The organism is Actinoplanes regularis (assembly GCF_900188005.1).
GTDB lineage: Bacteria > Actinomycetota > Actinomycetes > Mycobacteriales > Micromonosporaceae > Actinoplanes > Actinoplanes regularis.
In genome coordinates this window covers 1-13,746 of sequence record NZ_FZNR01000033.1, presented here as the reverse complement: position 1 = coordinate 13,746, position 13,746 = coordinate 1, and the positions used below count along the sequence as shown (strand labels likewise).

Annotated in this window: 8 protein-coding genes and 1 pseudogene; all 9 read left to right on the top strand. The window is 71.9% G+C overall.

The features are described from left to right. The first annotated feature begins 36 nt into the window (after window positions 1-36). The 9 genes and pseudogenes from CHC09_RS41865 to CHC09_RS41825 all read left to right on the top strand — a co-directional run bounded on the left by CHC09_RS41865 (window position 37) and on the right by CHC09_RS41825 (window position 13,316). Window positions 37-702, top strand: a complete 666-nt coding sequence (locus tag CHC09_RS41865; protein ID WP_089298829.1) for a sirohydrochlorin chelatase — start codon at window positions 37-39, stop codon at window positions 700-702. Between the two features lie 131 nt (window positions 703-833). After that, on the top strand, window positions 834-3,293 hold the full coding sequence (nirB, locus tag CHC09_RS41860) for a nitrite reductase large subunit NirB (protein ID WP_089298875.1): 2,460 nt from the start codon (window positions 834-836) through the stop codon (window positions 3,291-3,293). Beyond that, window positions 3,290-3,601: a Rieske (2Fe-2S) protein gene (locus CHC09_RS41855; RefSeq protein ID WP_089298828.1), complete on the top strand. Its 312-nt coding sequence runs from the start codon at window positions 3,290-3,292 to the stop codon at window positions 3,599-3,601. Before nirB ends, CHC09_RS41855 begins: the two co-directional genes overlap by 4 nt. A 2-nt stretch (window positions 3,602-3,603) precedes the next feature. Then, window positions 3,604-4,944, top strand: a complete 1,341-nt coding sequence (locus tag CHC09_RS41850; protein WP_089298874.1) for a nitrate/nitrite transporter — start codon at window positions 3,604-3,606, stop codon at window positions 4,942-4,944. Window positions 4,945-5,147: 203 nt separating this feature from the next. Then, the gene (locus CHC09_RS41845; RefSeq protein ID WP_089298827.1) at window positions 5,148-5,693 is read left to right on the top strand and encodes a single stranded DNA-binding domain-containing protein; all 546 of its coding nucleotides are present in this window, start codon (window positions 5,148-5,150) and stop codon (window positions 5,691-5,693) included. Window positions 5,694-5,976: 283 nt separating this feature from the next. Then, entirely contained in the window at window positions 5,977-8,874 is a 2,898-nt protein-coding gene (locus tag CHC09_RS41840) for an FtsX-like permease family protein (protein ID WP_143232887.1), read from the top strand. After that, a complete protein-coding gene (locus CHC09_RS41835; protein ID WP_089298825.1) occupies window positions 8,871-11,498 on the top strand; it encodes an FtsX-like permease family protein in 2,628 nt (875 codons plus the stop codon). The genes CHC09_RS41840 and CHC09_RS41835 overlap by 4 nt, the downstream gene beginning before the upstream one ends. Window positions 11,499-11,526: 28 nt before the next feature. Next, a pseudogene (locus CHC09_RS41830) lies at window positions 11,527-12,447 on the top strand (ABC transporter ATP-binding protein); the annotation flags it as partial. A 191-nt stretch (window positions 12,448-12,638) separates the two neighbouring features. After that, window positions 12,639-13,316 (top strand): ABC transporter ATP-binding protein, encoded by a 678-nt coding sequence (locus CHC09_RS41825; protein ID WP_089298824.1) that lies wholly within the window; start codon window positions 12,639-12,641, stop codon window positions 13,314-13,316. Window positions 13,317-13,746 lie beyond the last annotated feature (430 nt).

Genomic DNA, 13,746 nt, shown 5'->3' with positions numbered 1-13,746 from the left:
GGGAAAAGTCGACCGCAACCCTGAGCGGAGATCGCCGTGCACAGATACCCGACCCTGATCGCCGTGGCCCACGGGACCCGGTCCGCCAACGGGCGCCGCCAGTTGCAGGAGCTCGCCGCCGCCGTCGCCCGCCGCCGGCCCGGCCTGGACGTACGGCTCTGCTACGTCGACGTCCAGGAGCCGAAGGTCGCCGCGATCGTCCCGTCCACGCCGCACGCCGTCGTCGTTCCGCTGCTGCTCTCCGCCGGCTACCACGTGCGGGTCGACATCGCCGAGGCCGTCGCGGGCACGAACGTCCCGGTGACCGCGCCGCTCGGGCCCGACCCGGTGCTCCTGGAGAGCCTGACCCGCAACCTGCCGGCCGCCGACGCGGTGGTGCTGGCCGCCGCGGGCTCGTCGGACCCGGGCTGGCGGGCCGACGTGGAGAGTTTCGCGGCGGCGCTGCCAGGCCGCGCTCGTGTCGGTTACGTCTCCGGCACCGGCCCGCGCGTCCCGGACGTGGTCGCGCGACTGCGCGCCGACGGCGCGAAGCGGGTCGCGATCGCCGCGTACCTGCTGGCCGACGGCCTGTTCTACCGGTCGCTGGGCAACGCCGGCGCGGACTCGGTGACCCCGCCGCTGTGCCGTGATGTTGCGGTCGCCGACCTGGTTCTGGGTCGTTTCGATTCCGCTCTTCTCACAACCGCCGGTAGCCGGTTGTAGTCACAACGAGTGCGGTCCGCTTGTAGGGATTTCCGAACAACAGCGTCACCGCAAGTGGTCTCCCGGGTTAACGCCGGGCCGACAGAGTCCTTCTCGTGGCGGTGCAGACCAGCCAGAAGGGACCGACCGGAATGACTCAGAAACTTGTCGTCATCGGCAACGGCATGGCGGGAGCCCGCACGGTCGAGGAGATCCTCGCCCGCAACGGGGACTTCTCCGTGACGATGTTCGGTGACGAGCCGTATGGCAACTACAACCGGATCATGTTGTCCAACCTGCTCGCCGGGGTGGAGACGGAGGAGGGCATCTTCCTCAACGATCTCGCCTGGTACCAGGAGAACGGCATCACGCTGAACGCCGGGGTCAAGGTCGAGCGGATCGACTCCGAGGCCAGGACCGTGCACGACAGCAACGGCGTGGCCACCCCGTACGACAAGTTGATCATCGCGACCGGCAGCTACTCGTGGACGCCGCCGATGAAGAACGTGCACAACCCGAAGCGCGGCTACCACCAGGGTGTCTTCGCGTTCCGGACGCTCGACGACACGCGCGGCATGATCCGCTATGCCCGGGACCACGAGCGGGCGGTGGTGATCGGCGGCGGCCTGCTCGGCCTGGAGGCGGCCCGCGGCCTGCAGAACCACGTCAGCCACGTGACCCTGCTGCACGCCATGGGCCACCTGATGGAGCGCCAGCTCGACGAGAAGGCCGGCCAGATGCTGCAGGCCAGCGTCGAGGGCAAGCTCGGCATCGAGGTGATCACCAACGCGATGACCACCGAGATTCTCGGCAAGGACCGGGTCACCGGGGTCAAGCTGGCCGACGGCCGGGTCATCGAGTGCGACGTGGTGGTGATCGCCGCCGGCATCCGGCCGAACACCGAGATGGTGGCGAACAGCGGACTGCCGGTCGAGCGCGGGATCGTGGTCGACGACCAGATGCGGGTGGAGGGTCAGCGGGACATCTACTCGGTCGGTGAGTGCGCCCAGCACCGCGGCAGCCTGTACGGCCTGGTCGCGCCGCTGTGGGACCAGGCGAAGGTGCTCGCGGACCACATCACCGGCACGACCGGGGTCGCCTACACCGGCTCGAAGCTGTCGACGAAGCTCAAGGTGGCCGGCATCGACGTCGCCTCGATGGGCCTGATCGCCCCGGAGCGCGACGAGGACGAGGTGATCGTCTACAACGAGCCGAAGAAGGGCATCTACAAGCAGCTGATCATCCGGGACGACGTGCTGGTCGGCGCCACCCTGGTCGGCGACAACAGCAAGGCTGCCTCCCTGATCCAGGCCTTCGACCGGGGCACCGCCCTGCCCGAGGAGCGCGCCGAGCTGATCTTCGACATCGGCGGCCCGGCGGGTGAGGTGGCGCCGGCCGAGATGGCCGACGACGCGCAGGTCTGCAACTGCAACGGCGTCAGCAAGGGCGCCATCTGCGGGGCGGTCTCGGCCGGCTGCAAGACGGTCAGCGGCGTGATGGACAAGACCCGCGCCGGCAAGGGCTGCGGCACCTGCAAGCCTCTGGTGCAGCGGATCGTCGAGTGGGCGAACGGCGGCGCGGCCGAGGAGGACCCGGCCGCCTCCTGGTACGTCCCCGGCGTCCCGATGCCCAAGCCCGAGCTGATGGCCGCGATCCGCAAGTACGAGCTCAAGAGCGTCTCGTCGGTCTTCGACAAGCTGGTCCCCGGCGGCCAGCACGACGCGAAGAGCAAGATGGGCCTCGCCTCGCTGCTCAAGATGATGTGGGCCGACCAGTACGTCGACGAGCGCGACGCCCGCTTCATCAACGACCGGGTGCACGGCAACATCCAGAAGGACGGCACCTTCTCGGTGGTTCCGCAGATGAAGGGCGGTGTCACCACCCCGTCCGAGCTCAAGCGGATCGCCGAGGTGGCCGAGAAGTACCAGGTCCCGATGGTCAAGCTGACCGGCGGTCAGCGTATCGACCTGCTCGGCATCCCCAAGGAGAAGCTGCCCGCGATCTGGGCCGACCTGGACATGCCGTCCGGCTACGCGTACGCCAAGAGCTTCCGCACCGTGAAGACCTGTGTCGGCTCGGACTTCTGCCGGTTCGGCGTCGGTGACTCCACCGCGCTGGGCATCGCGATCGAGGAGCGGTTCCAGGGCCTGGAGGGCCCCGGCAAGATGAAGCTCGCGGTCACCGGCTGCCCGCGCAACTGCGCCGAGGCGTACGTCAAGGACCTGGGTGTCGTCGCCATCGACGGCGGTAGGTGGGAGATCTACGTCGGCGGCGCGGCCGGCGCCCACATCCGCAAGGGCGACCTGCTCACCACGGTCGGCTCCGCCGAGGAGGTGATCCGGCTGACCGGCCGGTTCCTCCAGTACTACCGCGAGAACGCGAACTGGCTGGAGCGGACCTACTCGTTCGTCCCGCGGATCGGCATCGACCGGATCCGGGAGATCGTCGTCGACGACTCGGACGGCATCGCCGCGGCCCTCGACGCCGCCGTCGAAGAGGCCGTGCAGTCCTACAAGGACCCCTGGAAGGAGCGGGCCGTTCCGGCCACGCCCGGCCAGTTCCGTACCTCCCTTCCCCTGACCGTCCTCCCTCAGGTTCCGGTGCGCTCATGAAGACTCTCGCCCTGACGGCTCTCGGCCCGATCACCGACATCCCGCCCGGCGAGGGACGCACCTACGCCGTGGACGGCGAAATGATCGCGGTCTTCCACCTGCGCGACGGCTCGCTGCGCGCGGTGTCGGCGGTCTGCCCGCACAAGGGCGGCCCGCTGGCGGACGGGCAGATCGACAACAAGGTCGTCGTCTGCCCCTTGCACCTGTACGCATGGGACCTCGCCACCGGGTGCTCCCAGTCCGGCCAGCCCTCGATCAACGTCTACCCCGTGCGGGAAGACGAGGGTCGTATCCTCCTGGGAGAGTGATCATGACTGCTGCTGTTGTCACCGAACGCCCGGCCGCGGCCTCCGTAAGGGGCCACTGGATCGACGACTGGAGGCCCGAGGACCCGACGTTCTGGGCGAACGGCGGAGCCAGGATCGCCAGGCGCAATCTGATCTTCTCGATCTTCTCCGAGCACATCGGCTTCTCGGTGTGGTCGCTGTGGTCGGTGATGGTGCTCTTCCTCGGCCCGCAGTACGGCTTCGACCCGGCGCAGAAGTTCCTGCTCACGGCCGTGCCGACGCTGGTCGGGGCGGGGCTGCGGATCCCGTACACGTTCGCGGTGGCCCGCTTCGGCGGCCGCAACTGGACCATCGTGAGCGCGTCGCTGCTGCTCATCCCGTCGATCCTGGCGGCCTTCATGATCAAGCCGGGTGTCGAGTACTCGACGCTGCTGATCCTGGCCGCGACCGCCGGCGTCGGCGGCGGTAACTTCGCCTCCTCGATGGCGAACATCAACGCCTTCTTCCCGAACCGCTACAAGGGCTGGGCGCTCGGCATCAACGCCGGCGGCGGCAACATCGGCGTCGCCGCGGTGCAACTGGTCGGTCTCTTCGTGCTCGCCGTCTTCGGCGCCGGTCACCCCGGGATCGTGGCCGGGATCTACATCCCGCTGATCGTGCTCGCCACGCTCGGGTCGGCGATCTGGATGGACAACCTGACCCAGGCCCGCAACGAGAAGCGGGGCATGCGTGACGCCGTCCGCGAGTCGCACACCTGGGTCATGTCGCTGCTCTACATCGGCACGTTCGGCTCGTTCATCGGCTTCGGGTTCGCGTTCGGGCAGGTGCTGCAGGTGCAGTTCGCCACGCAGTTCAACACCCCGATCAAGGCGGCGTACCTGACCTTCCTCGGGCCGCTGCTGGGCTCGCTGATCCGGCCGGTGGGTGGGGCGCTGGCCGACCGGCTGGGCGGCGCGAAGGTCACCTTCGTCAACTTCATCGCGATGGCGGTGGGCGCGTCGATCGTGCTGGTCGCGGCGCAGCAGCGGTCCCTGCCGCTGTACATCGCCGGGTTCATCAGCCTGTTCGTGCTGAGCGGGCTGGGCAACGGGTCGACGTACAAGATGATTCCGGCGATCTTCAAGGCGAAGTACGCGACCGACGAGCACCAGGCGCGGCGGATCGCCGGTGCGGTGATCGGCATCGCAGGCGCGATCGGGGCGGTCGGCGGGGTGCTGGTCAACCTGGCCTTCCGGCAGTCCTTCCTGACCTACAAGGACGCGGACGCGGCGTACCTCGCGTTCATCGCGTTCTACGCCCTCTGCGTGCTGGTCACCTGGTTCGTCTATCTGCGGCCCGGCGCCCGCCGGACGATCGCGGTCTGACCCCCGGGCCGTCGTCGTTTTCCTGCTCGACGTTCGACGATTTCGGAATGAATTACGAAAATGATCGTCCGATCGAGTTCCGTCGCATCTCGAAATGCACTCCGGGGTCACCTGATCGTGTTTGTGTGTCGCCAAGCCGAAAGATCCACGACACATATGATCATCTTGTCCGAAATTACCTTCACAGATGAGAAGAAGATCCCATGAGCAAGGTGATGCGCGAGTTCGCGATGACCGGTCTGGCGGTCGCCGCGGGTCTGGTCATCGGCGCCGGCCCGGCTGCCGCGTCGTCCGGTTCCCCCGCGGCCCCGCGGGCGACGACTCAGGCTCCGGCTGCCGCGCAGGCGAACGGCAAGGCCACGACGGCGGACTTCAGTGAGCGGATCGTCGGCTTCTATCGCAGCGCGCGGGCGTGCCGCAAGATCGGCAAGGGCGGGGAGTTCCGCCACCGGTGGGACGACTTCGACTGCTACCCGATCCGCCACGGCCTCCGGCGCGGCAACTGGGTGCTGAAGGCGTACTACGACCTCGACGGCGGCGAGGACTACAGCGGCAATTCGTACGGCGGCCCGCAGGCCGGCCCGTACGGCGGCGCTCCGCAGGCCGGCCCGTACGGCGGCGCTCCGCAGAACGACCCGTACGGCGGCGCTCCGCAGAACGACCCGTACGGCCCGCAGTCCAGCCCGTACGCAAATCCCTACGGTGGCGGGTCGGGCAACCTGGGTCAAGGCCCCTGGGCGATCAACTGAGCAAGGCATTCCCTGGCCGAGGGCCGCATCCGTAAGGGTGCGGCCCTCGGTCGTTTCCAGCTATTCCGGTTACCCCTTTCTTTGCCGTACGAACGCGTTATGTCGTGGCCTGAATCGGGGGATTACGCGTCGTTCCGGCAACAATGCCGACTGAATGGGTATGCGCTTATCGGACATTCGGCCGAGGGTCCTGACGGTCGGAGAGGCGACAGCGTGCGGGTGGGGGTCCACGAGTTCCATTCCCATCTGGCAAGATCCGCCGCATGCTCGAACCGGGATGCTCATGACGCTGATCCTCCGGCGTGCGGCGGCGGCACGGGGACTGCTCGCCGCGGCGGCCGCGGTCCTGATCGCCGCCGCGCTCCTGTTGACGGGACTGACCGCGTACGCCAGCGCCTCGGCAGGCGAAGGCGTACGCGCCGCGGTCACGGCCGCCGACCCGGACGAACGCTCCGTGCTGGTGCGGGGCGCCCTCGGCAACGATCCGCAGGCCCGCGACAGGGCGATCCGGGACGCGTACGCCCCGGCGAAGGTGGAGGCCGCCCGGTTCGGCTTCGGCTGGGCCGTCAAGGGCGCCGGCGGCAACGCCGTCCCGGACTCCGACGGTGTCGTCTACGCCTCCCTCATCCAGCTCGACGACCTGCGCGACCACGCCGAACTGGTGTCCGGCGCGTGGCCGGCCTCCGCCAAGGAGGTCACGCTCGCCCAGCCGGCCGCCGCCGCCCTCGGGCTGACCAGCGGCAAGACGATGCGGCTGGAGGACCGGCGAACCGGGCACGTGGTGGCCCGGAAGGTCAGCGGAGTGTGGCGGCCCCGGGCCGAGAACGACCCGTACTGGCTGCTCGTCCCGGACGTCACCGCCGGGCATCTGGCGCAGACCGCGACATACGGCCCGATCGTCAGCGAGGACCCGGCCTTCTTCGCCGGGGCGTCGGGCGGCTGGCTGGTCGAGGCGGACCTCGCGAACCCGACCCTCGGCTCGATCCGGCGTACCGCCGAGATCGCGGCCGCGACCCGCGAGGACCTGAAACGCTCCTCCGGCCTCGGGTCCTCGGCGACGGTGACCACCGGCCTGCCGGACCTGGCCGACCGCCTCAACCGCGCCGACCTGGTCCGCCGCTCCACCCTGGTCACCCCGATCCTGCTGATCGTCGTTCTCGGCGGCTACGCGCTGTCGCTGGTCGCCGTGCTGCTCGCCGAGTCCCGCAAGAGCGAGACCGCGCTGCTGCGCGCCCGCGGCGCGTCCCGCCGGCAGCTCGCCGGAATCGCCGCGATCGAAGCGTTCGCCCTGGTCCTGCCGGCCGCGCTGATCGGCGCGCCGGCGGCCGTCAGCCTGCTTCGCCTGAAGTACGCCGCGGTGACGCTCGATGCCGGCGTCTGGCTGGTCTCGGCACTCGTCGCGGTCGGCGGAGTGCTCGCCCTCACCGCCCCCGCGCTGCGCCGCGGCGGCACCTACGTCGCCGAGACCACCGGCCGCAAACGCCTGCCGATGCTCCGCCGCGCCGGCCTGGACCTGGTCGTGGTCGCCCTGGCCGCGCTCTCCTGGCTGCAACTGCGGCAGTACTCGGCCCCCACCGGCGCGGGCGGCCTCGGCATCGACCCGCTGCTCGCCGCCGCACCCACCCTCGGCGTGCTGACCGGCGCGGTCCTCGCCATCCGGCTGCTGCCACCGGTCGCCAGGCTGGTCGCCGCCCGGCTGAACCGGGGCCGCGCGCGGGCCGCGCTGCTCGGCACCTGGCAGGCCGGCCGCCGCGCGCACGCCGGCCCGATGGTGATGCTCGCCCTCGCGGTCGCCGCCGCCACCGTCTCCTGGTGCCTGGCCGCCACCGCCCAGCAGTCCCGCGTCGACCAGGCGGTTCAGCAGGTCGGCGCCGACCTGCGGCTGGTCGAGGCCGGCGGCTCGGCCCCGGCCGCACGGGCCGGACAACTCGCCGCCCTGCCCGGGGTCCGCGCCGTGCTCCCGGCCTGGCGTGACTACGTGCCGTTGACCGCGGGCGCCGACCCGGCCGAACTGGTCGTCCTGGACACGGCGGCCGCCGCCGGAGTGGTCCAGGCCCGCGACGACGCCACCGGCGGGCCGCCCACTGAGCTGCTCGGGAAGCTCGCCGCCGCGGTCGGCTCCGGCCCGGCCACCGGGACCCTGCAACACGGCTGGATCAGCAGCACCGGGCCGGTACGCACCACCGCGGTCTTCGCCGACGGCCGCCGCGTCGACCTGGGCGAAACCGACGCCGGAGAGCCCCGGGCGGTCGCCGCCGGCGGTCCCGGTCTGCTCGGCTTCCTGGTCGAGTCGGCGAGCCCGGCGCCCGTCCGCTGGCGGATCACCGGCCAGACCGGCGAATGGCGGGCGGACGGGCAGACCGGAATCTCGGTCAACGCCGCGGCCGACGGCTACTTCGAGGTCACCGGCAGACTCGCGGTGACCGGCAAGGAGCCCCCGCCCCCGGTCCCGGTGGTGCTCACCGGAGCGGCCCGGGCCGCGCTCGGCGACATCACCTCGCTCACGGTCGGCGGCCATTCGATCCAGGTCAAGGTGGTCGCCACGGTCGACCGGGTGCCCGGCACCACCGGCGCCGCCGCGATCCTGGCCGACCGGACCGCGCTCGACAGCCGGCTCTTCTGGGACCTCGCCGTCCTCCACGAGACCAGCGAGTGGTGGATCAGTGGCAACCCCTCCGGCCTGGCCGACCTCACCGGTCTGCGTGTCCTCGACCGCCGGGAGCTCGCCTCCGGTGGCGACCCGTTCGGAGCGGCCGCCCGGTTCGCGCTCTTCGGCGCGGCGCTGGGCGCGATGCTGCTCGCCGTGGCCGGCATCGCCGCCGACGCCCGGGCCACCGCCCGGCACCGCTCGGTCGAGCTCGCCGTGCTGCACACCCTGGGCGCCGGACCACGGCTGCTGGCCCGGTCCCTGATGGTCGAACAGGCGCTGCTGGCCGGGCTCGGCGCCCTCGCCGGACTCGGGGTCGGACTGCTGGTCGCGGCCGCGATGGCGCCGCTGCTGGTGCTGACCCCGGCGGCCGGCCGCCCGGTGCCGGAGGCGCTGCTGGAGATCCTCTGGGGACGAACCGTGGGCAGCGCCGCGCTGCTGGTCGTGGTCGCCCTCGGGGTCAGCGCGATCACCGCGGTCTCCGCCACCCGCCGCCTGCCGGCGGCCCGCCTGCGACTGGGGGAAGACCAATGAGCGTGGTGCGGCGGGTTCGTGCTTTTGCGGGCCAGCTTGCTCTGCTCGCGCTGCTTGCGGGGCTGACCGCGTTTCTGGTCTCCGGCCCGGCCCGGCTGGCGAACGGCCGCACCGACGACGGCCTGCGCGGCGACATCGGCAAGCTCGCGTCCAGCAACCGCGACCTCACCTTCTCCGGGCGGCCTGTCGACGGCGAGGTCAGTGCCGCGGCCCAGGCCGACCGGTTGGCGACGCTCCGGGCGGACCTGCCCGCGCCGTTGCCCGGACTGGTCGGCGCCGCCTGGTACCTGGCCGAGAGTGACCCGTTGTCGGTCATCCCGGCCGGTACCACCGCCGGGCCCTGCCCCAACCTGGCCAAGCTCCGCTTCGAACCCGACACCGCCCAGGCCGTCACGATGGTCCAGGGACGGGCCGCGCGGTCGGGAGGGACACCCGAGGTGATCGTCGGGCAGGACCTGGCGCAGGCGTTCGGCCTCGAGGTCGGTGACACCTTCGGGCTGAGCGGCCGCTGGGGCGAGACCCGAACCCGCGTCGCCGGCGTGTTCACCCCAGTGAACCCGGCCGACCCGATCTGGGACGACCAGAGGCTGGCCACCGGGGCCTGCGGGGAGAGCGTCCGGAAGGAAGGGGTGATGCTCACCGACCAGGCCGGCGCGCTGGCGGCCGGGGCCGAGCTGCAGGACCTGACCGACCGGTGGCGCTACCGGCTGGACGAGCGGCGGATCACCGCCGACCGGGTGGACGCGCTGACCATGGCGGTGGCCGCGGCACGGCGTACCCCACCGGCCGGCACCACGCTCTGGAGCAGCCTGGACAGCACGCTCGCCGAGTTCGACCGGCAGGTCCGGGCCGTGCAGGCGCTGCTGGCCGTGGTGCAGGCCGGCATCCTGGCGACCGCGGCCGGGCTGATCCTGCTCGCCGCGCGGCTGATGGCCGACCGGCGACGGGCCGAGTTCGCGCTGCTGCGCGCGCGGGGCGGGGCGGTACGGTCGGTCGCCGGGCGTACCATCCGCGAAGCCCTCATCGTGGTCCCGGTCGCGGTCGCGGCGGGCTGGCTGGCCGGTGCCCTGCTCCCGGGCCGCGCGGACGACTTCGAGCCGCTGCTCGTCGGGATCGTCGCGCTGCTCGGGGTGCTCGCGGCCCCGGTCTACGCGGCGCTGGCCGCCCGGCATCCGTCGTTCACCGGGCACCGCTCCGACGAGGCCGCGCTCCGGCCGTCGGCGCGCCGGCTCACCGCCGAGGGGTTCCTGATCGTGCTCGCGGCCGGCGGCGTCTACCTGCTGCGTCGGCGCGGCCTGGACACCGGGGCGGGAGTGGACCCCTACCTGATCGCGGCGCCGGTGCTGCTCGCCCTGGCCGCCTCGGTCGTCGCGCTGCGGGTCGTGCCGTTCCCGCTGCGCTGGGCCGGGAGGCTGGCCGCCCGCGCCCGCGGCGCGATCGCCTTCCTCGGCCTGTCCGGCGCCGGCCGCGCGCCGCTGCACTCCGGCCCGCTGGCGGTGCTGGTCGTGGCGATCGCCACCGGCCTGTTCACCGGCACCGTCACCAGCACGGTCGACGGCGGCCGGGACCGCGCCGCGGACCTGGTCGTGCCGGCCGACGCGGTGATCAGCGGCTACTACTTCACCCCGGACACCGACCGGCGCGTCGCCGAGCTGCCGCACGTCAGCCGGGCCACGTCGATGCTGCTCGCACCGGGCGCCGAGATCCACGGCGACGCCGGCCCGATGATCCTGCAGGGCGAGGCGATGGTGCTGAACGCGACGACCGCCGGGCTGGAACTGCCGCCCGCGCTGACCGGTGCCGTGCCGGGCGGCGAGCGGGTGCCCGCGGCCGTCTCCAGGCACCTGGCCGGGCAGATCGGCGGCAACGGCACCGTCGAGGTGCAGGGACGGACGTACAAGTTCACGATCGCCGCGACCCTCGACAGCGTGCCGGGCCTCGACGCGGAGACCAGAGACTTCCTGGTGCTGCCGCAGCAGGCCATGCCGATCCCGGACTACCAGCCGCTCCGGCCGAACCGGATCCTGGTCGACGGGGACGGATTCGATGTGGGGCAGCTGCGGACGGTCGCCGACGCGGGGCAGCGGGAGCAGCTCAAGCAGACGACCGGTCGTACGGTCGAGGACTGGCAGCTGCCCGTGCCGGCCGTGGTGACCACGCACGCGGCCTACCGCGCCGCGCTGGAGCAGCGCGGTGTCGACGGGGCGCTGAGCTTCACCTTCACCGCCGGGATGAGCGCGGCCGCGCTGCTCGCACTGTCCTCCGTGGTGCTCGCGGTGCTGACCGGGGCACCCGCTCGGGGCCGTACGCTGTCCCGGCTGCGGACGATGGGCCTGTCGCCGGGGCAGGGGCGCCGGCTGCTGGTGTTCGAGCTGGTCCCGCTGATCGGGGTGGCGATCCTGGCCGGTGGACTGGCCGGGTTCGCACTGCCCTCGCTGATCGGGCCGGCGCTCGGGCTGGACGGGTTCACGGCCGGGGTGAGCGCCGGGATCAGTCTGGATCCGAGGCTCGCCGGCGGTGTCCTGGCCGTCGCGGTCCTCGCCGTGATCGCCGCGCTCGTCGTGGAGAACGTCGCCAACCGCCGCCTGCGCCTCGGCACGGTGCTGCGGCTTGGAGAGGAGTAGTCGTGCTGCTGTGGTCAGAGGAGCTGTCGTGACCGATCTCGCCGATCTGGAGAGGCGGGCGGCGGAACGTGCCGTCGCGCGTGCCGGTGGACAGGACCGGCTCAGCGGGCACATCGTCTGCGACGGTCTGGTCCGGATCTTCCGTACCGAGGGCACCGAGGTGATGGCCCTGCAGGGCCTCGACCTGGTGGTCGACCGGGGTGAGCTGCTCGCCGTCGTCGGGGCCTCCGGCTCCGGCAAGTCGACCATGCTCAACATCCTGTCCGGCCTCGACGAGCCGACCGCCGGCATCGCCAAGGTGGCCGGTTACGACCTGCTCGGCATGACCCCGAAGAAGCGCCTCGAATACCGGCGGCGGATCGTCGGCTTCGTCTGGCAGCAGACCGCGCGGAACCTGCTGCCGTACCTGACCGCCCGCGAGAACGTCGAGCTGCCCATGCGCCTGGCGGGTGGCCGTCGTCGCCGGAAGGCCGCGGAGCTGCTGGAGATGGTCGGGGTAGGTGACCGCGCCGACCGGCGTCCCGCCGAGATGAGCGGCGGCGAGCAGCAGCGCTGCGCGGTCGCGGTCGCCCTCGCCAACGACCCTGAGGTGATCTTCGCCGACGAGCCGACCGGTGAGCTGGACGAGGCCACCGCGGACGAGGTGTTCGGCGCGCTGCGCGCGGTCAACGCGGAGCTCGGGGTGACGGTCGTGGTGGTCACCCACGACAGGAACGTGGCGGGCCAGGTCCGGCGGGCGGTCGCGATCCGCGACGGGAAAACCGCTTCCGAGGTACGTCGTTCGGCCCGGCTCGCCGCGGACGGCACGCAGCAGCACGTCTCCGAGGAGTACGCGGTGCTGGACCGTGCCGGGCGGCTGCAGCTGCCGGCCGCGTTCGTCGAGGCCCTCAGCCTGCGCGACCGGGTCCGGCTGGACCTGGAGACCGACCGCGTCGAGGTCCGTCCCGGCACGATCCCGCCCTCGGCAACCGGCACGGCCGAGGCCAACCCCGGCTCCGCTTGGTCCGAGACGCTTTCCGCAACCGACACGATTGAGGCCGGCTCCGCTCCGTCCGCAACCGACGCAGTCGAGGGCCGTCCCGGCTTCGCTGCGTCCGAGCCGCCTTCCGCAACCGACACTTCCGTCTCCGGGGAGGACCGATGAGCGTCGTCGAGGTGTCCGGCCTCAGCCGCGCATACGGCGCTGGAGAGCGCGCCGTCCACGCCCTCTCCAGCGTCTCCTTCACTGCCGACAAGGGCGAGCTGGTCGCCGTCCGGGGCCGTTCCGGTGCCGGCAAGACCACCCTGCTGAACCTGATCGGGGGTCTGGACCGCCCGACCGCCGGCAGCATCACGGTCGCCGGCCGGAACGTCACCGGGGCGCCCGAGAGCGACCTGCTCGAACTGCGCCGGGACACGATCGGCTTCGTCTTCCAGTCGTTCGGCCTGATCCCGATCCTGTCCGCCGCCGAGAACGTCAGCATCCCGATGCGCCTCGCCGGCCGCGATCCCCGCGAGCGGGACGAGCGGGTCGCCGTCCTGCTCGAGCTCGTCGGGCTCGGTGGCCAGGCGAACCAGCGTCCGGGTGAGCTCTCCGGCGGCCAGCAGCAGCGGGTCGCGCTGGCCCGGGCGCTGGCAAACGACCCTGACCTGCTGATCGCCGACGAGCCGACCGGGCAGCTCGACTCGGACACCGGGCGCGCCATCATGGACCTGCTCCGTGCCGTGGTCGACGCCCGTGGCATGACCGCCCTGGTCGCCACCCACGACCCCAACCTCATCGACCGGGCCGACCGGGTCCTCACCCTCCGCGACGGCCGCCTCGTCGACTCGCTCTGACCCCACCCCGACGAGCCACCACCGGGCGAGCCGCGCCTCAGGGTTGTCCGAACGCCGCTGTTACCAGCCGGGCCGGTCAGGCTGGGTCTCCTGGTTGTCAGGGTGCTCGGGATACCACCACCGGGTCCAGCTGTGGAGTTTGGGCTGGGTCTCATGGTTGTCAGGGTGCTCGGGATACCACCACCGGGCCCAGCCGTGGAGCCTGGGCTGGGTCTGGTGGTGGTGTCGCGGCCGCTTTGACCACTGTGGGCGCCGGCTGGCAGGGTCTGGCGCGAGGCGGCGGGCACAGGTCCCGTGCCTGCCCGAGGTGGGCGCCGGATCGTGTGGCCGCTGTGAGAGGCCGGTTTGTGAGTTTCTGGTAGTTCGTCATCGCTCGATGGCGTGGTGTTCCGGCTGGTCATGAGGCTTGCCAGTACCCGGCGACGTAGGG

Excerpts from the sequence above, each read along its gene's own strand:
- CHC09_RS41850 (WP_089298874.1), top strand. The coding sequence starts at position 3,604 with ATGACTGCTGCTGTTGTCACCGAACGCCCGGCCGCGGCCTCCGTAAGG.
- CHC09_RS41845 (WP_089298827.1), top strand. The coding sequence starts at position 5,148 with ATGAGCAAGGTGATGCGCGAGTTCGCGATGACCGGTCTGGCGGTCGCC.
- CHC09_RS41840 (WP_143232887.1), top strand. The coding sequence starts at position 5,977 with ATGACGCTGATCCTCCGGCGTGCGGCGGCGGCACGGGGACTGCTCGCC.
- nirB (WP_089298875.1), top strand. The coding sequence starts at position 834 with ATGACTCAGAAACTTGTCGTCATCGGCAACGGCATGGCGGGAGCCCGC.
- CHC09_RS41835 (WP_089298825.1), top strand. The coding sequence starts at position 8,871 with ATGAGCGTGGTGCGGCGGGTTCGTGCTTTTGCGGGCCAGCTTGCTCTG.
- CHC09_RS41825 (WP_089298824.1), top strand. The coding sequence starts at position 12,639 with ATGAGCGTCGTCGAGGTGTCCGGCCTCAGCCGCGCATACGGCGCTGGA.
- CHC09_RS41855 (WP_089298828.1), top strand. The coding sequence starts at position 3,290 with ATGAAGACTCTCGCCCTGACGGCTCTCGGCCCGATCACCGACATCCCG.